Below are 24,609 nucleotides of genomic sequence, written 5' to 3'. Positions count from 1 at the left end.
GCAAGTCCGTCTGCAGCGATTGCGTCAGCTTTCGGTGACGCTCTGTGACAGCGGCCAGCTGAGCGTGAAGCGCGCGCCGCCGAGCGGCGACTCATCGGCGCTGGCGTCGCCATGATGTTGTTCGAGGACCAGTTGCACGATCGCCAGCCCGAGACCGTAACCGCCGGTGGCCCGATCGCGCGACCGGTCGAGGCGGGTGAACGGCGAAAAGATGCGTTCGCGCTCGTCCGCCGGGATGCCGATCCCGTCGTCATCGACGTGCAGACGAATGTCGTCGCCGACGACTTCGACGCTGACCCGGATCTTCGCCTTGGCGTACTTCATGGCATTGCGCAGCAGGTTGGTGATGGCGTGCGGCATCGTCCGGCGATCAAGCTCGACGTACAACATCGACGGCAGGGCGGCGGTGTCGACCTGCAGCTCGAGCTCGCGGCCCAACAGACGCGACGCTTCGACCTGTTCTTCGAGCCACGGCGCCAGGTCGACGGCGGTGAGCTGGAGGTCAGGCTGCTCGCGGCCGAATCGGGCGTAGGTCAGACTGGCGTCGATCAAGCCGTCGAGCTCTTCGAGATCGCCTTCCGTCAAGCGCCATAGACGCTCGCGCTCAGCCGGCACGTCTGATTCGGCCAGCATTTCGAGCGCGAAACGGATGCGCGCGATCGGCGTGCGCAACTCGTGCGAAATCGCGCTCGACAACTCCTTTTGCGTCGCGATCAATCGCTGAATTCGTTCAGCCATGCCGTTCAGCGTCTCCGCGAGGGGTCCGAAAGCGCTGCTGCGCATGCTTGGCGCGCGCGCTTCGAACAGCCCTTCACCGAGCGCGCGAGCGGTCTGCCGCATCGCTTCCAGGTCTCTCCACACCGGGTGCACCCACAGCCAGACGACGATCGCCAGGCAGACGCCGATCAGACTCCAGGTCAGCAGGCTGATGCGCAGATCGAGCGGCAGGCCGCGGTGGTACTCCGGATTGCGATCGGGAGAGATCGGCCCGACGATCAGGACCTGCGGCGTCTGCTTGAGACGGTGATAGAGGACGTCGCCCTGGGCGTCGATGGCCAGTTCGCCGTTGTCGAGCTTTTCGGCCTGCTTGGGCGGCAGTTTCAAGGTCCAGCGATCGACGATATCAAGCTTGTAGGCAAACTTCTGGTCCAGCGCCTCAATCGTCTGCGGCCACTTCGAGCGTGGCTTGCGGAACAGTTCGTCTTCGATCAGGACGATGGTGCCGTGCATGAAGCGGCTGGTGTAGTCGTCGGTGATGCCCTTGACCGCCGTCGAAATAACGAAGTCGGCGAAGATCGCGATGGCCACGAACGACCCCATGACCAGCAGGTAGAAGTTGAAGAACAGCCGCGACAGGCTGTAGCGCTCGCGCCATGGCGCCGGCGTGTACGGCGCGAGGATCGAGAACAGCTTGCGGCTATTGCCAGTCATGCTTGCTGAACAGGTAGCCCTTGCCGCGTACCGTCTTGATCCGCGTTGGATTCTCGGGGTCGTCACCGAGCTTGCGGCGCAGACGCGAAATGCGCGCGTCGATCGAGCGGTCGAGCCCGTCGAAACCGATTCCGCGTAGTTCCTGGAGCAGGTCGTCGCGTGACAGGACGCTGCCGGCGTGGCGCGCGAGCAGCCATAGCAGGTCGAATTCGGCGGTGGTCAGGTCGATGCCGTCCTTGCCAAGATACGTGCTGCGCGTCGACTGGCTGATGCGGAAGCTGCCGAAGGCCAGTTCAGCCGGACTGCTCGCTGCCCGGTTGTCGCCGGCAACCGCGCTCGGCATCGTCGGCGAACGCCGCAGCAATGCCTTGATTCGCGCCAACAAGAGCCGTGGCTGTACCGGCTTGGCGATGTAATCATCGGCACCCAGTTCAAGCCCGAGGATCTGATCGAAGTCCTCGTCCCGCGCGGTGAGCATCAGGATCACGCCGCTATAGCGTGCGCGCACGGCACGGCAAATCTCGAAGCCGTCCTTGCCCGGCAGCATGACGTCGAGAATCACCAGGTCGGGCCGCTCATCGATGATGCGCGCCTCGGCGACCTTGCCATGCGCCTCGATCATGACTTCCATGTCGTTCTTGCGCAGGTACTCGGCGGTCAGCTCAGCGAGGCGCTCGTCGTCCTCGACCAACAGAATTCGTGTCTTCATGGCCCAATGATAGCGGGTTGTGCGTAGCCGACAAACGTGCGCGACGGCAATCCATCAGCGATCGATCGGCGGCCGACAGCGATCTCTACCAGCAACCCCTGCCGCTGCAGTGGGCAAGCGCCGTTTGGCGCGACGCGGCGATTGCCTTAGAATCAACGGTTCGATCTTTTGAGAGTGACCCATGTACGCTGGAATAGTCGATTGGCCTTGGTGGGCCTACGTCCTGGCAATGCTCGCTTTGACGCACGTGACCATCGCCGCGGTCACTATCTTTCTACACCGGCATCAGGCGCATCGCTCCCTCGACCTGCACCCAGTGGTCGCACATTTCTTTCGTTTCTGGCTGTGGCTGACCACCGGCATGGTCACCAAAGAGTGGGCGTCGATCCATCGCAAGCATCACGCCAAGTGTGAAACCGCCGAGGATCCGCACAGCCCGCAGGTCTACGGCATCCACCGGGTCCTCTGGGCGGGGGTTTTTCTCTACGTCCGTGAAGCGCGCAACGACGAGACGCTGCAGCGCTACGGCCACGGCACACCGAACGACTGGCTCGAGAATCATCTCTACACGCCGTGGCACAAGCTCGGCGTGGTCATTCTGCTGGCCATCGACGTCGCCGTCTTCGGCGTCCTGGCCGGGCCGCTGCTGTGGTTCGCGCAAGTCGCCTGGATTCCGTTCTGGGCGGCCGGCGTGATCAACGGGCTCGGGCATTTCTGGGGCTACCGGAACTTCGGCACCGCCGACGCCAGCACCAATATCTCGCCTCTCGGCATCCTCATCGGTGGCGAGGAACTGCATAACAACCATCACGCCTTTCCAACCTCGGCGCGCTTGTCGTATCGTTGGTACGAGTTCGATATCGGCTGGCTTTACATCCGCACCCTGGCAGCGCTGGGGCTGGCGACGGTCAAAAAGGTCGCGCCCAGACCCCGCCTCGGCACGCTGCGCCCGGTGGTCGACTTCGACACCTTGCAGGCGGTGATCGTCAATCGCTACGACGTCCTGTCGCGCTACACGCAGTCGCTGAAACAAGCGTATCGCGAGGAACTCGACCAGCGCCACGACAGCAATCGCTTCAAGGGACTGAAGCCCTGGTTGGCTGAGGACGCGCGCGCCGTGCCGCACGAATTGCGCGGACGACTCGAGTTGCTGCGCGGCGAAAGCCGTGCGCTGCATACGCTCTACGCCATGCGCCAGGAACTGCTGGCGATCTGGGAGCGCTCGAATGCCTCGCGTGAACACCTGCTGAAGACCTTGCAGGACTGGTGCGAGCGCGCCGAGAACTCGGGAGTCCGGCAACTGCACGAGCTGTCGATGCGCTTGCGCAGCTACGCTCTGACCTGACCGGATCGCGGCCGCCGATGCCTTTTTCGCTGCGTAGCCGTTTTGCCCTGCTCGCCCTGGCTGCGCTCGGCCTGACGGCTGCTGGCGTGGTGATCGGTGAAATGATGCGTTTGCAGCCGTGCCCCCTGTGCATTTTTCAGCGGCTGCTCTATCTCCTGCTTGCCCTGTTCGCCGTGTGCGGTGTGCTCTCGCCCGGCTACGGGCGCCTGTGGGGCGTGCTGGCCGGCCTGACGGCAGCCGGCGGCCTCGCCACCGCCGCCTACCAGAGCTGGCTACAGTTCTATCCCGACGCCGGCGGCCTGGCGTGTGGTTTCGGCGAACCGACACTCATCGAGCAGATCGTCGACTGGTTTGGCGTGCGCTGGCCCGAGCTGTTCATGGCCACCGGCTTCTGCTCAAGCAAGGACTGGCTGTTCCTCGGGCTATCGATGGCCAACTGGTCGGCGCTGGTCTTCCTCGCTTTTATCGCCGCCGCCGTGCACCTGGTGATCAGCAGCGGCCGGCGCTAGCAGACGACCCCGCACCAGTTTCAGGCGCGACCGCTACTGCCAAAACCGCCGTCGCCGCGGGCACTGGCGGCGAATTCCTCGACGACGTTGAAGGCCACCTGCAATACCGGCACGACCACCAATTGCGCCAGGCGATCGAGCGGTTGCAGCGTAAACGGCGTGCCGCCCCGGTTCCAGGTCGACACCATGATCTCGCCCTGGTAGTCGGAGTCGATCAGCCCGACCAGATTACCGAGGACGATGCCGTGTTTGTGACCAAGACCCGAACGCGGCAGGATCATCGCCGCCAATCCAGGGTCGGCGAGGTGGATCGCCATCCCGGTCGGAACGAGCACCGTTTGCCCCGGCAAAATTTCCAGCGCTGCGACGATGCACGCCCGCAGGTCGAGGCCGGCCGCGCCGACGCTGGCGTAGTGCGGCGGCTTGTCGCGCAGGCGAGGATCGAGCAGCTTGACGTCTACCGACCGGACTATCGCTGACATCAGCGCTTCTCCAGCAGCATCGCGATGCGCACCACGAGCTGACGCGCCAGATCGATCTTGGCGGCCGGCGGCAGCGGATGCTGGCCGTCGTCGTCAAACAGAATCAGCGTGTTCTGGTCACCGCCAAAACCGTCGCCGATCAGATTGCCGACGATCAGCGGAATCTTCTTGCTGCGCCGCTTGCTTTCCGCATACTCGGCAAGATTCTCGCTTTCGGCGGCAAAACCAACGCATAGCGGCGGCTCCGGCAGCGCGGCAATTTCACCGAGGATATCCGGGTTCTGCTGCAGTTCGATCGTCGGCGCTGCGGCGCGCAGGCCTTTCTTGATCTTCTGCTCGACGAACTGCGCCGGCCGGTAGTCGGCGACCGCTGCGACAGCGATGAAGATATCGTTGTCGGCGACCTGAGCGTGCACCGCCGCGTGCATCTGCAGCGCGCTGGTCACGGCGATGCGCCGGACGCCCACCGGGCACGGCAGGCAGACCGGGCCCGAGATCAGCGTGACGGCAGCGCCGGCTTCGCGTGCCGCACGGCTGATCGCGTAGCCCATTTTCCCGGTCGACAGGTTGGTGATGCCGCGTACCGGATCGATCGCCTCGAAAGTCGGACCGGCGGTGAGCAGCACGCGCTTGCCAGCAAGCAGCTTGGGCTGGAAATGGGCGACCATTTCGTCGAGGATTTCTGCCGCTTCGAGCATCCGCCCGAGGCCGCTTTCGCCACACGCCTGGTCACCGCAGCCCGGGCCCACGATCAGCACGCCATCGCCGCGCAGGCTGGCGACATTGCGCCGCGTCGCCGGGTTGTCCCACATCTGGCGGTTCATCGCCGGCGCCACCAGCAGCGGGCAGTCGCGCGCCAGTACCAGAGTCGTCAGCAAGTCGTCGGCCAGGCCATTGGCCAGCTTGGCGAGGAAATCGGCCGACGCCGGGGCGACCAACAGGGCGTCGGCGGCACGCGACAGGTCAATGTGCGCCATATTGTTATCGACGCGCGAATCCCACTGGTCGGTGAACACCGGCCTGCCCGACAACGCCTGGAAGGTGACCGGGCCAACGAAGTGCGTCGCGGCTTCGCTCATCACCACCTGTACGCTGGCGCCCTCCTTGACCAGCAAGCGAACCAGTTCAGCCGCCTTGTAGGCGGCGATACCGCCGGTGACGCCGAGGACGATGCTTTTTCCCGCCAGTTCCATGCGCTGCGCTCTTCAGTTCGTTCACACCATCGGAGAGGGAAACGGTCATGACCGGGGGTCTCGACGGGTCATGAGCGTTCCGCGGCACATTCTACTTGAGATCGCGCGCCAGCGATCAGTGGCTACCCGCATCCAGGCGCTCAGGCTCCACGCTCCAGCGCCCGCTAATCGGGGTGATCGTCGCGCCGACGAGTGAGCGATCTTTCGTCGGCGATCAAGTACGGCAATTTTGGCTCACCCCTTCGGCGACTCCGGCGAACAAGGTCAAAACCATCGCCTGTCCGTGTTTCCAGAAGCTTGGCCGCTTCACTTTTCCCATTGATCTGCCGTTAAACAAAATGGGACGGGTGCGGCAGCAGCTTGTACCATCCGATCAGGTCGGTTTATCGACCATTTTTTTCTCTTTTTGGGAAGCGTGCCAATGCTCACCGGATCAATAGCCCGCCTCACCATTTTGCGCGGTATCGTCCTCGCCTCCTTGTTGACGCTACTTTTACTACCTTTTTCGGCGAGTGCCGCCGTACTCCGCATCGCTGGCACCGGCAATGCGCTGGGCACGATGCGTCTGCTGGGCGAAGCTTTCACCAAAGCGCACCCCGAAACCACTGTCATCGTCCTCGACAGCATAGGTACCAGCGGCGCAATCAGGGCCGTGCCGAAGGGAGCCATCGAAATCGGCCTGTCCTCCCGCCTGCCAAGCGATGAGGAAGCTCGCAATGGCATGACGACCGTCGAATACGCCCGCTCGCTCGCTGTCTTCGCTGTCCCCGGCAGCAGCGCGGTCGCCTCGATCACGCTGGCGCAAGTTGCCGACATCTACAGCGGCAAACTGACCACCTGGCCGGACGGTAGCAAGATCCGGCCAGTAATGCGCCAACCGGGTGACGACAATACCCGCCAGATCAAGCGCCTCTCCGCCGCGATCGAGCAAGCGCTTGACGCCGCCGAGAAACGCGAGGGTCTGACCTACGCCGCGACCGATCAGGAAGCGGCCGACAAGATGGAACATATTTCGGGCAGCATCGGCGTCACAACGATCGCCCTGATTCGCTCCGAGAAGCGAAGCCTGCGTCCCCTGGCCCTTGACGGCGTCGAGCCGAACCTCGAGAACCTCTCCTCCGGACGCTACCCGATGTTCAAACACTTCTATCTCGTGTTGCCGAAGGAGCCCACACCGGCAGCAAAGGAATTCGTTCAATTCATGCGCTCGCCGCCGGGGCGAAGGATCCTGGAAGAAAACGGCCACATCGTTCCCTGACCATGCCGGACCAGCAACCGCGCCGCTCTCTCGAGCGCAGCGTCCATCGCTCGGCGCTGGCGCTGGCGTGGGTGGTCGCCCTGAGCATTCCGCTCGCTTATTGCTTCGTTGCCTATCGCGATCTGGCCGACTCTCTCGACTTCAAGGCCAGGGTCAAGGCTTCGACGCTGAGCAAGCTGATTACCAGCAACCCCGATACCTGGATGTTTGCCGAAAACCGCGTGCAGGGACTGATCTCGCGTGAGCCGATACCCTTGACCAACGAACAGGTAGAAGTGCGCTACCAGGATCAGTCGCTCGTCGCGCTGGCGGGTGACAGCCCGCCGCAACCGGTGTTGCAGCGGGCCTACCCCCTCCACGATGGCGGTGACGTTGTCGGCCAAATCATGCTCTCGGGCTCGATGCGCCCGCTGCTCTGGTACACCTTGGGCAGTGTGCTACCCAGGGTGGATTTGTCCTCTCAGGCAACGCACGGGCAATCAAGCAGTTAGTTCTTCCCCCTGGACATCTGCGCCGGAAGTCCGTATAAATGGCGCATGGAAAGCGTTCTTGGTGCATTGCGTGTTCGCTTGGTGGGCAAGAGCGAAGAGGCTCGCTATCGGGAGTTGATGGCAGAGCATCACTACCTGGGCGACCTGGCGAAGATCGGGCACACGCTTTGGTACGTGGCCACCTACGGCGAAAAGTGGACGGCCCTGCTGAGTTTCTCTGCGGCGGCCTGGAAATGCGGCGTTCGTGACCGCTGGATCGGCTGGGACTATCGGCATCAGTACGATCGCTTGGGCCTGGTCGCCAACAACAGTCGCTTTCTGATCCTTCCCGATTGGCATTACCCCAATCTCGGCTCCAAGGTGCTCTCGCTGTGCGAGCGACGGGTCGCCGAGGATTGGCAGGCGCATTTCGGGAAGCCGCTGTTACTGCTGGAGACCTTTGTGGACCCCTCGCGCTTCCAGGGGACCGTCTATCGCGCCGCGAACTGGACGCCTCTGGGGCTGACGCAAGGCTTTCGCCGCACCCGAGAAGGCTACAGCGCCCACCCGACGTCGCCCAAAGTTGTCTTTGTTCGCCCCTTGCAGGCGGACGCTCGCGGCCAACTTTCCCGCTCGATACTCAACCCCCGCTATCGCACAGGAGCGCCCAGGATGATGCTCACCGCCGAACAGATGCGCACGCTTCCCGATTTCTTTGCCGGCATCGCCGACCCGCGGCGCGCGCAAGGAAGGCGTCACCCCCTTCCTGCCGTTCTGGCCATCGCCACGGCGGCGGTCTTGTGCGGAATGCGGGGCTACAAAGCCATCGCCGGGTGGGCCAAAGACCTCACACCGAAAGCACGCGAGCGTTTCCGCTGTCGTCGCGAGAAGGGCGTTTACCGCGTACCCAGCGAGTTCATCATTCGTGACGTCCTGATCCGTGTCGATCCCATGGCGCTCGATCAAGCGTGTCAGCAGTGGAACAAGGCCTATGCTCAAGACGACCCCAGTCTGGCGGTCGACGGCAAGACCATGCGCAATGCCCATGACGAGCACGGTCAGCAAGCACACATCATGAGCGTGGTCGGGCATCAGACCGGCGTGTGTCACACCCAAAAAAAGTCGGCACCTTGCCCGTAAATGGCGGGGACGAGCTCAAGCAGACCAATGAAATCGGGATGTTCATACCCCTGCTCGATGCGATCGATATTCAGGGCAAGGACATCACCGCCGACGCGCTACTGACACAGCGCAAGCTGGCGACCTACCTGGTGGAGCGCAAGGCGCACTATCACTTCACGGTCAAAGGCAATCAGCCAACACTGCAAGCCGATATCGCGCTCCTCTTCCAGGATCGGAAGGGGGCAGACTTCGTGGCGGTTTCGCCACCTGACCATGGTCGGATCGAGACTCGGCGTATTTGGTGCAGCAATGCCCTCAACGCCTATCTCGACTTCCCGTATGTCGGCCAGGTGTTCTTGATCGAGCGCGAAGTGCTGCACAAGAAGAGCGGCAAGCGGACGCACGAAATCGCTCTCGGGATCACCAGTCGCCCTCCAGAACAGGCCAGCCCACAGCAAATCCTCGCCATCAATCGCGGCCATTGGTCGATAGAGAACCGCTGTCACTACGTCATCGACTGGAACTACGACGAGGACCGTAGCCGTATTCGGACTGGTTACGGACCCGAGAACATGTCACGCCTGCGCCGCTTTGCCGTCGGAATCCTGCACCACTTCTCCGACGGCAAAACCAGCATTTCCGAAAAAATGCGCCACCTCAACCGCAACATCCGATTGGTCTTCGACTACCTGCGCATGACCAAAAATTCTACAGGCCACGTATCACCTTGATCCCGGCACGAGAACAAATTTACCGTGGTGTGCTACCCACCTTGCTGTTTGCGGTCGTCGTCTATCTGGTGGTGAAAGTACTACCGCTCAAGGCCTTGACGGCATTGGCGAGGGTCACCGAAGACTTACGCCAGGCCAAGGACCTCGCCGAAGCCGGCAGCAAGGCCAAGAGCGATTTCCTGGCAGCGATGAGCCATGAAATCCGCACCCCGATGAACGGCATTCTCGGCATGAACGAGCTGCTGCGCGGAACGCCGCTTACGCTGCAGCAGCAGCGCTTTGCCGACGCGGTGCATCAGTCGGGCGAGCAGTTGCTGAGCATCATCAACGACATTCTCGACTTTTCGAAGGTCGAAGCCGGCAAGCTGGAACTGGAGAGCCGCCGCTTCGACCTTCGTCAACTGCTCGACGATATCGTTTCAACTTTCACCGAGCAGGCCGCCGCCAAGGGCGTTGAGTTGAGCTGCTGCATGCCCGCCGAGCTGCCGGTGGCCGTCAAGGGCGATCCGGTTCGAATGCGCCAGATCATGACCAACCTGGTCGGCAACGCGGTCAAATTTACCAGCCGTGGCGAGATTGCCATACGCCTCGATTTGCTCGACGAGACGCCTCTGCAAGCCCGTGTTCGCTTCAACGTCGAGGATAGCGGCATCGGCATCAGCGAGGAAACACAGGGGCGCTTGTTCAACGCCTTCGTTCAGGCAGACATCTCGACCACCCGGCGCTACGGCGGCAGCGGCCTCGGCCTGGCGATCGCCAAACAGCTTGTCGAGATGATGCACGGCGAGATCGGACTGCACAGCGAAGCTGGCCGTGGCAGCCGCTTCTGGTTCGAGGTGCCCTTGCTCAAGCAGGAAGTCGGCGCGCCTTCCGAGGTGGCGGCGGTCGCCCGCCACAAGGACTTGCACGTACTGCTCGTCGATGACCACGACGCCACCCGCGACAAGCTCGCTCGTCAACTCGCTGACTGGTCGATGGCCTGCACCACTGCCGCCAGCGGGCGCAGCGCGCTGGCCGAATTGCGGCGGCCCGCCGTGCCGCTGTTCGACCTAGCAATTATCGACCTGCATAGGCCGGAGAGGGACGGCGTCGAGCTGGCGCAAAGGATCAAGGCCGATCCCCGCTGGGCGGCGCTGCCGGTGATCATGCTGTCGGCGGCAGATGTCAGCGCCGATCACCCGAACCGCCAGCACCCGCCGATCGACCTTTGCCTGCGCAAACCGCTGCGTCAATCCGACCTCCATGACGCAATCGCGACCGTATTGTCGCGGCAGGCAGTTGCCGCCGAGCGCCCGCCCGCCGTGCCACGGCTGCCGACCGCCGAGGGTTTTGCTGGCGGAGCGGCCGCCCGCGTACTCGTCGTCGAGGACAATCCTGTCAATCAGCTGGTCGCGTCGAGCATGCTCGATTCGCTCGGGCTTGGCTACAGCGTGGCTGAAAATGGCCAGGTGGCGCTCGACCGTTTGTCGCGTGAGCCGTACGATCTGGTGCTGATGGACTGCCAGATGCCGGTACTCGACGGTTTCGAGGCGACGGCGCAGGTGCGTGCCTGGCAACGCGATGGCCGCCTGCCGCGCCGGCTGCCGATCATCGCGCTAACGGCTAACGCCGTCGACGGCGACCGCGAGCGCTGCCTGGCAGCCGGCATGGACGATTACGTGAGCAAGCCGTTCACGCGCGCACGCTTGGCCGCCACGCTGCAGCGCTGGTTGCCCGATCCGGCGCCGGCAAACGCGACCGCCACGGCGTCCACCGACCGCAGCCCTGCTGCCTCCGCTCCCGGCTCGCTCCGATCGGGTCAAGCTAGCGCCACAACGCAAGACCAGCCGCCGCCAGCAACGCGAGCAACGGCCGCCGACGCGAGCGCGCTGACGGCGGCGAACGAAGCCAACGCCGCCGTCAGCGACGATGCACCCGACCCGCCTCCGGCCTACGATCCAAGCGTGGTGCAAGCACTGCCGATGGTTGCCGACGGTAGCAACCCGGCGTTCGCCGAGCGTCTCCTCGAGGTGTTTGCCGGTAGCGCCGAGCAGCTCCTCACGAGCATCGAGAAGGCGAGCACGCAGGGCGACACGCCCACCCTGCAACGTTCGGCGCATTCGCTCAAGTCGTCGAGTGTGGCGGTCGGCGCGCTGGCCTTGTCCGAACAGGCAAGGCAGCTCGAAATGTTGCTGCGCGCTGGCGGCGACGCGGCGACCGACTGGCCGACCGTGCTGCGCCAATCCTACAGCGCCTTCGAACTGGCGCTAACGCGCCATCGCACCACGCCGACAAGCCACGAAAACAAGCCCAGCACTTCCTGAGCACGCACGACTCCTGCTGGTCGACGACGCCACGCGGCGCATGCTGACCGCAGCTTGCCAGCGCCGAAGACCTCGCGCCGCAGCTAGGTAGGTTAACGTCGGCCCCGGTCGGCGTGGGATAATCGGTCGATGCCCGCCACCGCCGCAACGCCGCCCCGCCCGCCCATCCAGCTGCTGCCCGATCTGCTGATCAGCCAGATCGCCGCTGGCGAAGTCGTCGATAGGCCGGCATCGGTGCTCAAGGAGCTGCTGGAAAACGCCCTCGACGCCGGCAGCTCGACGATCCAGATCCAGCTCGAGGAAGGCGGCGTCAAGCTGATCCGCGTCAGCGACGACGGCGCCGGTATCGCCCGTGAGCAACTGGCGCTGGCGCTCACCCGGCACGCGACGTCGAAGATCGCCTCGCTCGACGACCTCGAACGCGTCGGCACGCTCGGCTTTCGTGGCGAGGCGCTGGCTTCGATCGCTGGGGTCGCTCGCCTGACGCTGACCAGTCGTCAGCGCGCCGACAGTGGTCATCGTGCTGCCGGCGGTGAAACTTCCGAGAGTGGTGGCAGCGGTGGCACGGCGCACGCCTGGCGACTCGCTGGCGAGCCGGGGGCGTCGCCCGAACCCGCCGCGCTGCTCGCCGGCAGCGTCGTTGAGATGCGCGACCTGTACTACAACACGCCCGCCCGCCGCAAATTCCTCAAGTCCGACAGTACGGAATTCGCGCATTGTGCCGAGGCCGTCAAGAGGATCGCTCTGGCGCACCCCGAGGTCGCCTTTACCCTCGCCCACAACGACCGCGTCAGCCTGCATCTGGCCAGGAGCGACGCCCAACGCCGTGCCGGCGCGATCCTCGGCGACGGCTTCCTCGCCGAGTCGCGGCCGCTTGAGGTTTCCGCCGGCCCGCTGCGGATCTCGGGTTACTGCGCGCTGCCGGCGTACTCACGGGCGCGTGCCGACGGCCAGTACTGCTACGTCAATGGCCGCTTCGTCCGCGACAAGCTACTGGCACACGCGCTGCGCGCCGCCTACCAGGACCTCCTGCACGGCAGCCGCTACCCGGCTTACTGCCTGTTCCTGGAGATCGACCCGGCGACCGTCGACGTCAACGTACACCCGCAGAAGACCGAAGTCCGCTTCCGCGATTCGCGCGCCGTGCACCAGTTTGTCTTTCACGCCGTGCAACGCCTGCTGTCGACACCACTCGCCACGGCGCCTGCGCCAACCGCCGACGGCACCGGGCTCGCGCAGGCGCTGAACGGCAGCCCTGCATATTGGCCGGACGGCGGCGCCGGATCTTCGACGACAAGCGCCGACGCCGCCGCCTTCGCCGCCAGGGTCCCCTACCAGTGTTCGCTGGGCGTCGGCGAACCCAGCAGCAGCGGCGCTTACCTGGCGTTTATCGACGCCGCGCGCGCGCCCGCCGGCGGCCCGCCGGCCACCCTGCCGAGCCCACCAGCCGATCCCGACCTACCGCCGCTCGGTTATGCCCTGGCGCAGCTGCACGGCGTCTACATCCTGGCGCAGAACAGCCAGGGACTGGTCGTCGTCGACATGCACGCGGCGCACGAACGGATCCTCTACGAGAAGCTCAAGGGCGCTCTCGACGAACAACAGCTGGCGACGCAGGCACTGCTCATTCCAGCCGTCTTCAGCGCCGAAGCGATCGACGTCGCGGCGGCCGAGGAATACGCCGAAACGCTGCAGAAACTCGGTTTCGAACTGGCGCCGATGGGCCCCCGACAGCTCGCTGTCCGCCGCGTGCCGGCGCTCCTGCAGGCGGCCGACCCGGCGGCGCTGGCGCGCGCCGTTCTCGGCGAACTACGCGAGCACGGCGTCAGCCAGGTGCTGACCGCGCGCCGCAACGATTTCCTCGCCAGCATGGCCTGCCAGGGTGCCGTACGCGCCCGGCGCCTGTTGTCGGTAGCCGAAATGAACGCGCTCCTCCGACAGATGGAAGAAACCGAGCGCGCCGATCACTGCAACCACGGCCGGCCGACATGGACGCAGCTGACGATGGCTGAGCTCGACCGCCACTTCCTGCGCGGCCGATGAGCGCGCCGCCGCGAGCACCGCTGCCGCCGGCGATCCTGCTGATGGGACCAACGGCCAGCGGCAAGACCGACGTGGCGATGTCGCTGGCGCGCCGCTTCCCGGTCGAGCTGATCAGCGTCGACTCGGCGCAGGTCTTCCGCGACATGAACATTGGCACGGCCAAACCCGACGCGGCAACGCTGGCGCGCTTCCCGCACCAGCTGATCGACGTGATCAGCCCGCAGGAAGCCTACTCGGCGGCGCGTTTCAGGAGCGACGCTCTGGCGGCGATGGCCTTGATCAGCGCGCGCGGCAAGCTGCCCTTGCTCGTTGGCGGCACCATGCTCTATTTCAGGGCGCTCATTGAAGGCCTCGCCGACCTGCCGGCAGCCGACCCGGCGACGCGTGCGGCGATCGACCAGCAAGCCGCCGTCGACGGCTGGCCGGCGCTGCACGCCGAACTCGCGCAAATCGATCCGCCCACCGCGGCGCGCCTGCAGCGCACCGATGCCCAGCGCATCCAGCGGGCGCTGGAGGTTTTCCGTCTGTCGGGCCGGCCGCTGTCGGCGCTGCTCGCTGCCGGCGAGAAGCAGCCGCCGCCGTACCGCTTCCTGGCGATCGGCCTGCTGCCCTCGCAGCGCAGCGTCCTGCACCAGCGCATCGCCGAACGCTTCGCGGCGATGCTCGACGCCGGCCTCGAAGCCGAGGTCGCGGCGCTGCGCGAGAAATACAGCCTGCACGCCGGCCTGCCGTCGATGCGCTGTGTCGGCTACCGGCAGGTGTGGGAAGTGCAGGATGGCCTGGCGGCACGCGCCGAATTGCTTGATCGCGGCATCTATGCGACCCGCCAACTGGCCAAGCGACAGATCACCTGGATCGGCAACACGCTGCGGCCGCAGACCGTCGACTGCCTCGCCGCCGACGTCGCCGAGCAGGTCAGCGAGCAGCTCGAACGCTTCCTGCGCTGACCGCCGCTGGCCGGCGGCGATGGCGGCAGCGTTTGACTGTCCTGCCGCCGCCGCAGGACACCGGCCGTGGGGTGCCGCCGCTTGTTCAGGCGGCGCTGCGCTCGCCCTCGTCCTCGCCGGTCACCGTCTGCTGGAGAACGTCGCGAACGTCCTGGCCGATGTTCTTGAGTACCTGCATCTGCGCCAGCAGATTTTTCTCGACGTGCAGCAACTCCTCGATTCGCTCTTCGAGCGTATCGGTCGCCTGGTGGATTCGCTTGATGCTTTCCAGCCGCCGCTTCAACTGAATCTGGTGCTCGCGGATCTGAATCTCCATCGGCGCCATGATCGCCTTCAACCACCCCTCGGCGTCACGATTGGCGTGTTCGAAGGTCTTTCGGACCTGCACGGTGACCTCCTCAAAGAAGCGCTGCGTGAGCTGGCCCTTTTCGTGCGTCAACAGCTGGAACATCGAGTTGATGTGTGTCGCGCACCATTGATCGAGGCGATCGATCTCCTTTTCGTAGCTGCGTAGGGAAAAAGTGACCGGCGTACCGAGCTTCAGTCCGTGCTCGACGGCAAATTTCTTGTAGATCGCCTCCATCATCGCCAGGATTTCGGTGACCTCTGCCCGGGAGCGGGTGAGGTTGGCGCGCGCCGAGTCGAAAAAATTCTGCATGGCGGCCGACAGCGTTCTCGAGAAAGTCGCATGCACCATCGCCGCCCGCGTCGTGTTGGTCAGCAAGCGCAGCGAATCGAGTCCCAGGTGCGCAAACAGGTTGTTGGTCAGCTGTGAAAAAACGCTGCGCACCGCGTAGTAACGCTGCAGGCCGGTGTCGAACTCCTCTTGCTCGAGGCGCACCTTGCCCATCATGTACTCGACAACGCCCTTGTTCTTGCCGCGCAGTTCGGTCAGTTCGGTGATCTGTTCGCGCAGGCCAATGAGCCGCGATTCGAGCAGGCTGCGCGTCCGTAGATAGCAATCGGCGAACTCACCGTCGGTGTTGTCACGAACGATTTCCTGCTTGGCCGGGATCAGTTCTTCGGAAAGCGCCCGCTCGAGTTCGAGCAAGCCGCTACGCGTCAGCAGCTCGCCATCGCCGTTGATCTTGGCGAGCAGCGCTTTCTGCGCGGAAACCGGGAAAACCTGGTCCTCGGGCAAGCTGAGCGTCCACGCGCAGGTGTCGATCTGCTTGGCTATTTCGCTGGCAATCTGGTCCGCTGACTTGAGTTCGTCCCACAGACTGTCGATCTTGTTGAGAACCACCAGACGACCCTTCTTGCGGCCGCCCAGTGTTCCGATGTGCTCACGCCAGACCATCAGATCCGACTGGGTGACGCCGGTATCAGCCGCCAGGATGAACAGCACCGCGTGCGCGTTGGGCAGCAGCGAAAGCGTCAGTTCGGGCTCGGTGCCGATGGCGTTCAAACCGGGGGTGTCGAGAATGACCAGTCCTTGCTGCAACAAGGGATGTGGAAAGTTGATGACCGCGTGCCGCCAACGCGGGATCTCGACGGTGCCGGCGGCGTCGACGCGAAACACCGCGGTATCGCCGTCGGCGATCGTGAAGCCTAGTTTTTCAGCAAACGCCCGATCAACCCGGGTGACGTCGCTGACATGGCGAAGCGCTTCCTGCATCGCCGCCGCCGAGCTGGTGTCGAGAGGCAGCACGGTCCACTCGTCGGGAAAGCGTTTGTACTCGCTGATGCTGTCCCTGGACTCCCGGCTTTCGATTGGCAGCAACTCGATCGACGGCGGCTTGTGCCGATCGAAGAGCAGTTCGGTCGGACACATCGTCGTCCGCCCGGGTGTCGAAGGAAGTATCCGATTGCCGTAATCAGCGAAGAATATGGCGTTGATCAACTCCGATTTGCCGCGCGAAAATTCGGCGACGAAAGCCACATTCAGCCGGTCTTCGCGCAGTTTTTCGAGCAATTGGACAATCCGCCGGTCGGTCTGGGCGTCGGTCAGTTCGTTATCGACCAGCCAGCCACCGAACTTCTCGATGACCGCAGAGAGCTCGGCGCGCCAATCACTGTAGGCGGCAAAATGTTGAGCGAGAGTCATGACCCGTCCCGGCGCAAGATACAGCCCCGCACTCTATCACAAAGTCCAGAGCAATCAGGGACATGCCCCGGCGGCGTGGGCGCCGGCGCGGTCAGCGCTGGCAAGCCGGGCAATAGAAGGTCGATCGCCCGGCCTGACGGATCGCGCGCACCGGCCGCAAGCAGCTCGGACAGGGCTCGCCCCGGCGATCATAAACGGCACACGACAGCTGGAAGGAGCCCGCACCACCGTCGCTATGCACATAATCGCGGACACTGCTGCCGCCGGCGGCGATCGACGCCTCGAGCGTCGAGCGAATCGAGTCGGCGAGCAGCCGGTAGCGGCGCTGACTGATCCTGTCCGACGCACGTAACGGCGAAATACCCGCATGAAAGAGGCTTTCCGCGGCGTAGATGTTGCCGATACCGACGACCAGACGGCTGTCCATCAGCAGCGGCTTGACCGGCACGCGTCGCCCACGCGTCGCGGCGTGCAGCCAGTCGCCGTCGAAAGCGTCCGACAGCGGTTCAATTCCCAGCGCGGCGAGCAGCGGATGCCGGTCAACATCGGCGCCTTCGTGCCAGAGCAACGCCCCGAAGCGGCGCGGGTCGCGCAGGCGCAGCACGGTGCGGCTGAACAGCAGGTCGAAGTGGTCGTGCTTCTGCGCCGGCGTATCCGGCGGCACCAGACGCAGACTGCCCGACATCCCGAGGTGTAGCAGTAGCCAGCCGCCGCCGCGAGCGCTAGCACAGTCGAGCAGCAGGTACTTGCCACGTCGCGCAATGGCATCTACGCGCAATCCGGTCAGCCGCGAAGCGAGCCCGAGCGGGATCTCGTGACGCAATTTCGGCGTGCGCACGATGGCGCCGACAATCGCTTGTCCAGGCAGAAAAGGGAGCAAACCCAGGCGACTCACTTCAACTTCGGGCAGTTCTGGCATTGCTGCTACCGTGAAAAGTCCATAACATGCGCAGCAAGAATTATGACGCAAACGCTCGCCAGTTCTGCCAACTGTTTGCAGCAGGCAAGGAAACCATGAAATATATCAAGAGCACTCTCCTTTGCGCCGCGCTGGTGCTGGCCATCGGCACGCCCGTGCAAGCGGCCGAAGGCAGCCCAGCAGGCAAGCAGCAGGACAAAGCGACCAGGCCGGCCAAGCCGGCCAAGCCCAGCAAACCGAGCAAGCGCACGACCAGAGAGGACACGGCGGAATCGACGCTGGCGTACGCCGCCGACAGCAAAGACAGCAGCGAACTGAGCGGACAGGTCGTCTACCAGGTCCTGCTCGCCGAGGTGGCGCTGCAGCGCGGCCGCAACGAGTTCGCCAGCCAGGCCTACGCCGACCTGGCGACGCGTACGCGCGACCCGGGCATTCTCGAACGGGCTATCGAGGTGGCAGGTTACGCGCGTCGTTTTGACCGCGTCCTGCAACTCGCGCGCCTGTGGGTGGAGATCGAACCCGAGTCCAAGCGCGCCCAGCAGGTGCTGATCGGTGTGCTGGTGATGTCCAACCAGCTCGACGGCCTGGCGCCGAAATTGATCAGCATGCTCGAGGCCGACCAGCAGGCGCTGCCCGGCAACCTGCTGGCGCTCAACCGGATGTTTGCCCGCAACCCGAACCGCCGCGTCGTTCTGCAGATGATCAAAGACGTTTGTGCGCCCTTCCTCAAGCTTCCCGAGGCCCATTACGCGATCGCCGTCGCCGCCAACTCGGCTGGCGAGCACGAGCTGGCACTCGCCGAAGCGCACCAGGCCTTGCAGTTGCGGCCTGATTGGCAGGTCGGCGCGCTGCTCGAAGCGCAGCTGCTGGCACGCACCTCGCCGACCGAGGCGATCACCGCCATGCAAGCCTTTGTCGAAAAGTATCCGCAGGCGCGCGACGTCGAACTCCACCTGGCGCGCGCTCTGGTCGGCGACAAGCGTTACGGCGAAGCCAAGCGGCTGTTCGGGCAATTGCTACTGGCGTATCCAGACAATCCCGACGTCGTCTTCCCGGTGGCCATCCTGGCGCTGCAGGAGGGCGACAAGACGCTTGCCGAGGCGCAGCTGAAACACCTGGTGACGCTTGACCTTCCCGACAAGAGCACGCCCTTTTACTACCTTGGCCAGGTCGCCGAGGAAAACGGGCAGCGCGACGAAGCGCTGAGCTATTACCAGCAGGTGGGAGCTGGTGAGCATTATCTGCCGGCGCAGATCCGCAGCGCGGCGATCCTCGCCCAGCAGGGCAAGCTCGACGAAGCCAAGACGCTGCTGCGCGACGCCGCCGCCAGAGACCCGCAATTGCGCGTCCAGATGGCGATCGCCGAAGCGGCGCTACTGCGCGACGCCAAACAGACCGCGGCGGCGCTGGAGCTCCTTGAACGCGAGTTGAAAGAGCAGCCGGAGCAGCCCGACCTGCTGTACGAATCGGCGCTGCTCGCCGAGCGGCTTGGCCGGCTGGAGCTGATGGAGAGCCGCCTGCGTACGCTGATCAAGCTGCAGCCGGAGAGCGCGCAAGCGTACAACGCGCTCGGCTACTCGTACGCCGATCGCAACATGCGGCTACCAGAAGCGCGGCAGTTGATCGAACAGGCGCTCAAGCTGGCGCCCAACGACCCCTTCATTCTCGACAGCATGGCCTGGGTGCTCTATCGGCAGGGCGATCTCGAAGGCGCCCTGACGCACCTGCAACGCGCCTACGCGCAACGCCCAGACCCGGAGATCGCCGCGCACCTCGGCGAAGTGCTGTGGATGCTGGGGCGCAAGGACGAAGCGCAAAACAGCTTGCGCGAAGCGCTCAAGAAGCACCCCGAGAACGAGGCACTCAAAGCAGCGACGAGCAGGTTCTCACCCTGACTCCGTCGCACGACAAGGCGCGCTTCGGCCCGGCGTCAGCGGCCGTTCTGCTGTCGCTGATCCTGATTTTCGCTGTGCTCGGGCTCAGCGCCTGTGGCGGCCTGCAGACAGCGGCCGGCACCCAGCCGCCGCCCCGGCGCGACAGCCTGCACGACTTTTCGCTCGCCGGGCGCTTTTCGCTGCGCCATGAGGGGCAGAGCTATATCGGCCAGATCCAGTGGCGCCACGACGACAACAGCGACGAACTGCTGCTGTCGTCGCCGCTCGGGCAGGGCCTGGCGGAGATCGTCAGCAATGCCGGTGGCGCGCGCCTGACCGACAAGGACGGCAGCGTCCATGAGGCGGCGAGCGCTGACGAGTTGCTGCAGTCGGTCGTCGGTTATCCGCTGCCGCTGGACAAACTGACCGACTGGCTACGCGGCCGCCAGGCGGCCGGCGACCAACTCACCGTCGACGCGCTCGGGCGACCATTGCGCGTCCAGCATCGCGGCTGGCGCATCGCCTACGAATACGACGACGACGACCCGCAAGCGCTGCCCGGCCGCGTCTTCGTCGAACTCGACAGCGTTCTTGAACTGCACCTGCGCATCGACGACTGGGCGCCGCTGACGCCAGCCGCGCCGAGCCAATGACGCCGGCTGACGACAGCTGGGGTTGGCACAGCGCTTACCCGGCGCCAGCCAAGCTCAACCTCTTCCTGCACGTGGTCGGCCAGCGTGGCGACGGCTACCACCTGCTGCAAACGGTCTTTCGCTTCGTCGGCTACGGCGACAGCTTGCGCTTCTCGGCGCGCTCTGACGGCGCGATAAGGCTGGCCACGCCACTGCCTGGCGTCGCGCCTGAAAGCGATCTGACGGTGCGCGCCGCGCGCCTGTTGCAGACCGCCAGCGCTTGCCGGCTTGGCGTCGACATCCGCGTCGAAAAAAAACTGCCGCTGGGCGGCGGCCTCGGCGGCGGCAGCTCGGACGCGGCCACCGTCCTGCTGGCGCTCAACCATCTCTGGCAACTGCACTTGCCGCGTCGGCAGCTGCAGGAAATCGGCCTCCAACTCGGCGCCGACGTGCCGGTCTTTGTCTTCGGGCGCAACGCCTTTGCCGACGGTGTCGGCGAAGTTCTGCAGGCAGTCGCTGTGCCGAAGAGCTGGTATGTGGTCCTGGAACCGCCGCTGCAGGTCGCGACGGCGGCCATTTTTGCCGCCCCGGAACTCAAACGCGAGACGCTCCCGATCCGCGCCGACGACTGGTACCCCGGCTTCGGCAGCAACGATCTGCAGACCGTGGCGGCGGCCCGCTTTCCAGAAATCGCCGAGCATCTGGCCTGGCTGTCGCGCTGTTCGCCCGCGCGGATGAGCGGTTCCGGGGCCTGCGTGTTCGCCGAATTTGCCGTCCGAGAAGATGCCGAAACCGCCCTTCGGCAAATGCCCAAAGGCGTTCGTGGCTGGGTCGCCGCCGGTCTCGACGCGCATCCGCTGCGCGACCTGGCGCGCTGACTGCAGCGACGCAATCACCAAATTTCTCGTCGCTGGGCTTCTTTTCCTGAAAAATCCCGGGTACAATGCGCGCCTCGTTCGCCAGCAACGCGATACGAGTGACAGTTGGGGAGTCGCCAAGTTGGTCAAGGCACCGGATTTTGATTCCGGCATTCGAAGGTTCGAATCCTTCTTCCCCAGCCATTCCATTTCTGACAACGCGGGCAGGCCACGTCGCCTGCCCGTTTTGCTTTACACGGCCCCCGTTTCGCGGGCGCCCCGGGAAGCGATCCATGGCCTACGACAGCCTGATGGTATTCACCGGCAACGCCAACCCTGCGTTGGCCGCCGAAGTCGTCAAGCGCCTCAATATCTCGCTCGGTCGAGCCCAGGTGGCCCGTTTTTCCGACGGCGAGATCAGCGTCGAAATCCAGGAGCACGTGCGCGGCATGGACGTCTTCATCCTGCAATCGACGTGTGCGCCGACCAACGAGAACCTGATGGAGCTGCTGGTGATGGTCGACGCGCTCAAGCGCGCTTCGGCTGCCCGGATCACCGCCGCCATTCCGTACTTTGGCTACGCTCGCCAGGATCGACGCGTTCGCTCGGCGCGGGTGCCGATCGCCGCCAAGCTGGTCGCCGACCTGCTGACCGCTGCCGGCGTACACCGGGTATTGACCATGGACCTGCACACCGAGCAAATCCAGGGCTTCTTCAACATCCCGGTCGATAACATCTACTCGCTGCCGATCATGCTCGGCGACGTCTGGAAGAAAGACTTCGACCATTTGATGGTCGTTTCGCCCGACGTCGGTGGCGTCGTGCGCGCCCGTGCGCTGGCCAAACGGCTCGAATGCGACCTGGCGATCATCGACAAGCGGCGCCCGAAAGCCAACGTCTCGGAAGTGATGAACATCATCGGTGAGGTCCAGGGACGCACCTGCGTGATCATGGACGACCTGGTCGACACCGCCGGCACGCTGTGCAAAGCGGCCACCGCGCTCAAGGCAGACGGCGCCCGGCAGGTTTTCGCCTACTGCGTACACCCGGTCCTTTCGGGCGAGGCTGTCGAGCGTATCAATGCCTCGGATCTCGATGAACTGGTTGTGACCGACACCATTCCCCTTCGCGAGGACGCCAGGAATTCGCCGCGTATCCGACAACTGTCGGTGGCCGAAGTGATGGCCGAAACGATTCGCCGAATCAGCAACGAGGATTCTGTGTCCTCGCTGTTCATCGAATAAGGCGCTGCGCGCCCGCAAGATTTCCCAACCCCTCGCCTGGTCGCGGGCGGGGTTTGTTTCAACCAGGAGCTGTCCATGAAATTTCAACTTGAAGCGCGTAAGCGCACTCTGCAGGGGTCCGGAGCGAGCCGCCGCCTGCGCCACGCCAACCGCGTCCCGGCGATCGTCTACGGGGGCACCGCCGCACCACTGATGATCGACCTCGATCACAACGGAATCCTGCTGAACCTGCGCAAGGAAGCATTCGGCTCGTCGGTGATCACGCTGATGATCGACGGTACCCGTCAGGACGCCATCCTGCGCGATTCGCAGATGCACCCGTGGAAACCACTGGTCCTGCACTGCGACTTCCTGCGCGTAGACGCGACGCACGCCATCAACCAGACGATCCCGCTGCACTTCCTCAACGGCGACATCGCCCCCGGCGTCAAGCTCGGTGGTGGCGCGGTCGCGCCGGCGATGAACGAAATTGAAATCAGCTGCCTGCCACAGGACCTGCCCGCGTTCATCGAAGTGGACCTCAAGGATCTCGAACTCGGCGACAGCATCCACGTTTCGCAACTCGCCTTCCCGGACAAGGTCACGCCGGTGCTCGCCGGCGACGATCAGGTCGTCGTCAGCATCATCGCGCCGAAGGTCGTCGCAGAGGATCTCGAAGCCGCAGACGAAGCCGCCGCCGAGCCAGCCGCAGCCGACGACGAAAAGGCCGACTAGGTCCGACGCCAGGCATCCAGCCAAACTCAGGCCGCCGTCCGGCACCCAGTGCCCACGGCGGCCTGTTCTTTTTACCGATCCAATAGAAGTCATGCCTGCACCCCGTCTGATCGTCGGCCTCGGCAACCCCGGCGGCCAATACGAGGATAACCGGCACAACGTCGGCTTCTGGTTTATCGACCAGCTGGCCAGCCGCCTGCGCGCGCCGCTGGCACCACAGGGCAAGTTCCTTGGCCGCGTCGCCCGCCACGGCGAACTGTGGCTGTTGCAGCCGACCACCTTCATGAACCTGTCGGGCCAGGCCGTTGCCGCGCTGGCGCGTTTCTACAAGATCGCCGCCGACGAAACGCTGGTCGTACACGACGACCTCGACCTCGAACCGGGCAGCATCCGCGTCAAGCAGGGCGGCGGCAACGGCGGACACAATGGCCTGAAAGATATTCAGGCGCGCTTGTCGACGCCAGATTTCTGGCGACTACGATTGGGAATCGGCCACCCCGGCGAGCGCTCCGAAGTCATCGGCTACGTCCTCAAGGCACCACGACGCGAAGAGCAGGAACTGATCGACCGCGCCATCGACCGCTGCCTGCTGGCCTGGCCCGATCTCGCCGCCGGCGATTATGCGGCGGCGCAACGGCAACTGCACGTCAAGACGCTTTCACCATAGGAATCCGAGCATGAGCCTCAAATGCGGTATCGTCGGCCTGCCGAACGTCGGCAAATCGACCCTCTTCAATGCCCTGACCAAGGCGGGAATCGCCGCCGAGAACTACCCCTTCTGCACCATCGAGCCCAACGTCGGCATCGTCGAAGTTCCCGATCCGCGCCTCGCGCAGCTGACCGCCATCGTCAAGCCGCAGCGCGTGCAGCCGGCAATCGTCGAGTTCGTCGATATCGCCGGGCTGGTTGCCGGCGCCTCCAGAGGCGAAGGCCTGGGCAACCAGTTCCTGGCCAACATCCGTGAGACCGACGCCATCGTCAATGTCGTCCGCTGCTTCGAAGACGAGAACGTCATTCACGTCTCGGGCCGCGTCGACCCGCTGTCCGATATCGAGACGATCATGACCGAGCTGGCGCTCGCCGACATGGCCGTCGTCGAACGCACGATCAACCGCGACGGCAAGAAGGCCCGATCCGGCGACAAGGACGCGCAGCATCTGGTCGCCGTTCTTGAACGCCTGCTGCCGCATCTCAACGACGGCCAGCCGGCGCGCACGCTGGCGCTTTCCGCCGACGACAAAGCGCTGCTCAAACCACTCTGCCTGCTGACCATCAAGCCGACCATGTACGTCGGTAACGTCGTCGAAGACGGCTTCGAGAATAACCCGCACCTCGACCAGCTGCGCGCCCACGCCGCCAAGGAAGGCGCACCGGTAGTCGCGCTCTGCGCCAAAATCGAAGCCGAACTCGCCGATCTCGACGACGACGACAAACAGGACTTCCTTGCCGACCTCGGCCTCGAAGAGCCCGGCCTCAATCGCCTGATTCGGGTGGGCTATCAGCTGCTCGGCCTGCAGACCTACTTCACGGCCGGCGTCAAGGAAGTTCGCGCCTGGACGATCCACGTTGGCGATACCGCACCGCAAGCGGCCGGCGTCATCCACACCGACTTCGAACGAGGCTTCATCCGCGCCCAGACCATCGCCCTGGCCGACTTCATCGCCTGCAAGGGCGAACAGGGCGCCAAGGAAGCCGGCAAAATGCGCGCCGAAGGCAAGGAATACGTCGTCAAGGACGGCGATGTGCTGAACTTCCTGTTCAACGTCTGATCGCGCCGCG

General features: G+C 64.5%; 22 protein-coding genes and 1 tRNA gene. 17 read left to right on the top strand and 6 right to left on the bottom strand.

From position 1 onward, the window contains the following. Window positions 1-24: 24 nt before the first annotated feature. Both QZ656_RS08985 and QZ656_RS08980 read right to left on the bottom strand, forming a co-directional pair. Entirely contained in the window at window positions 25-1,431 is a 1,407-nt protein-coding gene (locus QZ656_RS08985; protein WP_291993059.1) for an ATP-binding protein, read from the bottom strand. Further along, complete coding sequence (locus QZ656_RS08980; RefSeq protein ID WP_291993058.1) at window positions 1,418-2,140, bottom strand: winged helix-turn-helix domain-containing protein; 723 nt, start codon at window positions 2,138-2,140, stop codon at window positions 1,418-1,420. The genes QZ656_RS08985 and QZ656_RS08980 overlap by 14 nt, the downstream gene beginning before the upstream one ends. A gap of 181 nt (window positions 2,141-2,321) precedes the next feature. On the opposite strand from QZ656_RS08980, the gene QZ656_RS08975 reads away from it, so the two are divergent. Both QZ656_RS08975 and QZ656_RS08970 read left to right on the top strand, forming a co-directional pair. Further along, window positions 2,322-3,485, top strand: a complete 1,164-nt coding sequence (locus QZ656_RS08975) for a fatty acid desaturase (RefSeq protein ID WP_291993057.1) — start codon at window positions 2,322-2,324, stop codon at window positions 3,483-3,485. A gap of 17 nt (window positions 3,486-3,502) precedes the next feature. Then, window positions 3,503-3,994, top strand: coding sequence for a disulfide bond formation protein B (locus QZ656_RS08970; RefSeq protein WP_291993056.1), 492 nt, complete (start codon window positions 3,503-3,505; stop codon window positions 3,992-3,994). Window positions 3,995-4,014: 20 nt separating this feature from the next. Here the strand turns inward: QZ656_RS08970 and dut are convergent, their stop codons facing one another. Both dut and coaBC read right to left on the bottom strand, forming a co-directional pair. Next, window positions 4,015-4,476 (bottom strand): dUTP diphosphatase, encoded by a 462-nt coding sequence (dut, locus tag QZ656_RS08965; RefSeq protein WP_291993055.1) that lies wholly within the window; start codon window positions 4,474-4,476, stop codon window positions 4,015-4,017. Then, complete coding sequence (coaBC, locus tag QZ656_RS08960; protein WP_291993054.1) at window positions 4,476-5,669, bottom strand: bifunctional phosphopantothenoylcysteine decarboxylase/phosphopantothenate--cysteine ligase CoaBC; 1,194 nt, start codon at window positions 5,667-5,669, stop codon at window positions 4,476-4,478. The genes dut and coaBC overlap by 1 nt, the downstream gene beginning before the upstream one ends. A 421-nt stretch (window positions 5,670-6,090) precedes the next feature. Between coaBC and QZ656_RS08955 the strand changes: the two genes are divergently transcribed. The 7 genes from QZ656_RS08955 (at window position 6,091) to miaA (ending at window position 14,543) form a co-directional block, all read left to right on the top strand. Continuing rightward, the gene (locus QZ656_RS08955; protein WP_291993053.1) at window positions 6,091-6,927 is read left to right on the top strand and encodes a substrate-binding domain-containing protein; all 837 of its coding nucleotides are present in this window, start codon (window positions 6,091-6,093) and stop codon (window positions 6,925-6,927) included. Window positions 6,928-6,929: 2 nt separating this feature from the next. Continuing rightward, entirely contained in the window at window positions 6,930-7,418 is a 489-nt protein-coding gene (locus QZ656_RS08950; protein ID WP_291993052.1) for a hypothetical protein, read from the top strand. Window positions 7,419-7,463: 45 nt separating this feature from the next. Then, complete coding sequence (locus tag QZ656_RS08945; protein WP_291991588.1) at window positions 7,464-8,537, top strand: Druantia anti-phage system protein DruA; 1,074 nt, start codon at window positions 7,464-7,466, stop codon at window positions 8,535-8,537. Further along, the gene (locus QZ656_RS08940; RefSeq protein WP_291991589.1) at window positions 8,501-9,250 is read left to right on the top strand and encodes an ISAs1 family transposase; all 750 of its coding nucleotides are present in this window, start codon (window positions 8,501-8,503) and stop codon (window positions 9,248-9,250) included. The genes QZ656_RS08945 and QZ656_RS08940 overlap by 37 nt, the downstream gene beginning before the upstream one ends. Next, a complete protein-coding gene (locus tag QZ656_RS08935) occupies window positions 9,247-11,553 on the top strand; it encodes a hybrid sensor histidine kinase/response regulator (protein WP_291993051.1) in 2,307 nt (768 codons plus the stop codon). The genes QZ656_RS08940 and QZ656_RS08935 overlap by 4 nt, the downstream gene beginning before the upstream one ends. A 129-nt stretch (window positions 11,554-11,682) precedes the next feature. Then, the gene (gene mutL, locus QZ656_RS08930) at window positions 11,683-13,596 is read left to right on the top strand and encodes a DNA mismatch repair endonuclease MutL (RefSeq protein WP_291993050.1); all 1,914 of its coding nucleotides are present in this window, start codon (window positions 11,683-11,685) and stop codon (window positions 13,594-13,596) included. Further along, window positions 13,593-14,543 (top strand): tRNA (adenosine(37)-N6)-dimethylallyltransferase MiaA, encoded by a 951-nt coding sequence (gene miaA, locus QZ656_RS08925; RefSeq protein ID WP_291993049.1) that lies wholly within the window; start codon window positions 13,593-13,595, stop codon window positions 14,541-14,543. The genes mutL and miaA overlap by 4 nt, the downstream gene beginning before the upstream one ends. A gap of 85 nt (window positions 14,544-14,628) precedes the next feature. Here miaA and QZ656_RS08920 read toward each other — a convergent pair whose 3' ends face one another. Both QZ656_RS08920 and mutM read right to left on the bottom strand, forming a co-directional pair. Further along, the gene (locus QZ656_RS08920) at window positions 14,629-16,590 is read right to left on the bottom strand and encodes a dynamin family protein (RefSeq protein ID WP_291993048.1); all 1,962 of its coding nucleotides are present in this window, start codon (window positions 16,588-16,590) and stop codon (window positions 14,629-14,631) included. 91 nt (window positions 16,591-16,681) lie between these two features. Further along, window positions 16,682-17,509, bottom strand: coding sequence for a bifunctional DNA-formamidopyrimidine glycosylase/DNA-(apurinic or apyrimidinic site) lyase (gene mutM, locus QZ656_RS08915; protein ID WP_291993047.1), 828 nt, complete (start codon window positions 17,507-17,509; stop codon window positions 16,682-16,684). Between the two features lie 95 nt (window positions 17,510-17,604). Here mutM and QZ656_RS08910 point away from each other — a divergent pair, with 95 nt between their 5' ends. From QZ656_RS08910 to ychF, 8 genes are all read left to right on the top strand, one after another. Continuing rightward, window positions 17,605-19,404: a tetratricopeptide repeat protein gene (locus QZ656_RS08910; RefSeq protein ID WP_291993046.1), complete on the top strand. Its 1,800-nt coding sequence runs from the start codon at window positions 17,605-17,607 to the stop codon at window positions 19,402-19,404. Window positions 19,405-19,478: 74 nt separating this feature from the next. After that, a complete protein-coding gene (lolB, locus tag QZ656_RS08905; RefSeq protein WP_291993045.1) occupies window positions 19,479-20,036 on the top strand; it encodes a lipoprotein insertase outer membrane protein LolB in 558 nt (185 codons plus the stop codon). Beyond that, window positions 20,033-20,893: a 4-(cytidine 5'-diphospho)-2-C-methyl-D-erythritol kinase gene (ispE, locus tag QZ656_RS08900; RefSeq protein WP_291993044.1), complete on the top strand. Its 861-nt coding sequence runs from the start codon at window positions 20,033-20,035 to the stop codon at window positions 20,891-20,893. Before lolB ends, ispE begins: the two co-directional genes overlap by 4 nt. 106 nt (window positions 20,894-20,999) lie before the next feature. Further along, a tRNA-Gln gene (locus tag QZ656_RS08895) sits at window positions 21,000-21,076 on the top strand. An 89-nt stretch (window positions 21,077-21,165) separates the two neighbouring features. After that, entirely contained in the window at window positions 21,166-22,116 is a 951-nt protein-coding gene (locus QZ656_RS08890; RefSeq protein ID WP_291993043.1) for a ribose-phosphate pyrophosphokinase, read from the top strand. A 75-nt stretch (window positions 22,117-22,191) separates the two neighbouring features. Then, window positions 22,192-22,830 (top strand): 50S ribosomal protein L25/general stress protein Ctc, encoded by a 639-nt coding sequence (locus QZ656_RS08885; RefSeq protein ID WP_291993042.1) that lies wholly within the window; start codon window positions 22,192-22,194, stop codon window positions 22,828-22,830. 91 nt (window positions 22,831-22,921) lie between these two features. Continuing rightward, on the top strand, window positions 22,922-23,497 hold the full coding sequence (pth, locus tag QZ656_RS08880) for an aminoacyl-tRNA hydrolase (protein ID WP_291993041.1): 576 nt from the start codon (window positions 22,922-22,924) through the stop codon (window positions 23,495-23,497). 10 nt (window positions 23,498-23,507) lie between these two features. Beyond that, a complete protein-coding gene (gene ychF / locus QZ656_RS08875) occupies window positions 23,508-24,599 on the top strand; it encodes a redox-regulated ATPase YchF (RefSeq protein WP_291993040.1) in 1,092 nt (363 codons plus the stop codon). Window positions 24,600-24,609 lie beyond the last annotated feature (10 nt).

Source organism: Candidatus Accumulibacter sp. ACC003 (assembly GCF_907163085.1).
GTDB lineage: Bacteria > Pseudomonadota > Gammaproteobacteria > Burkholderiales > Rhodocyclaceae > Accumulibacter.
Note: the sequence above shows the minus strand (reverse complement) of the source record. Positions and strands in the feature narration are given on the sequence as shown.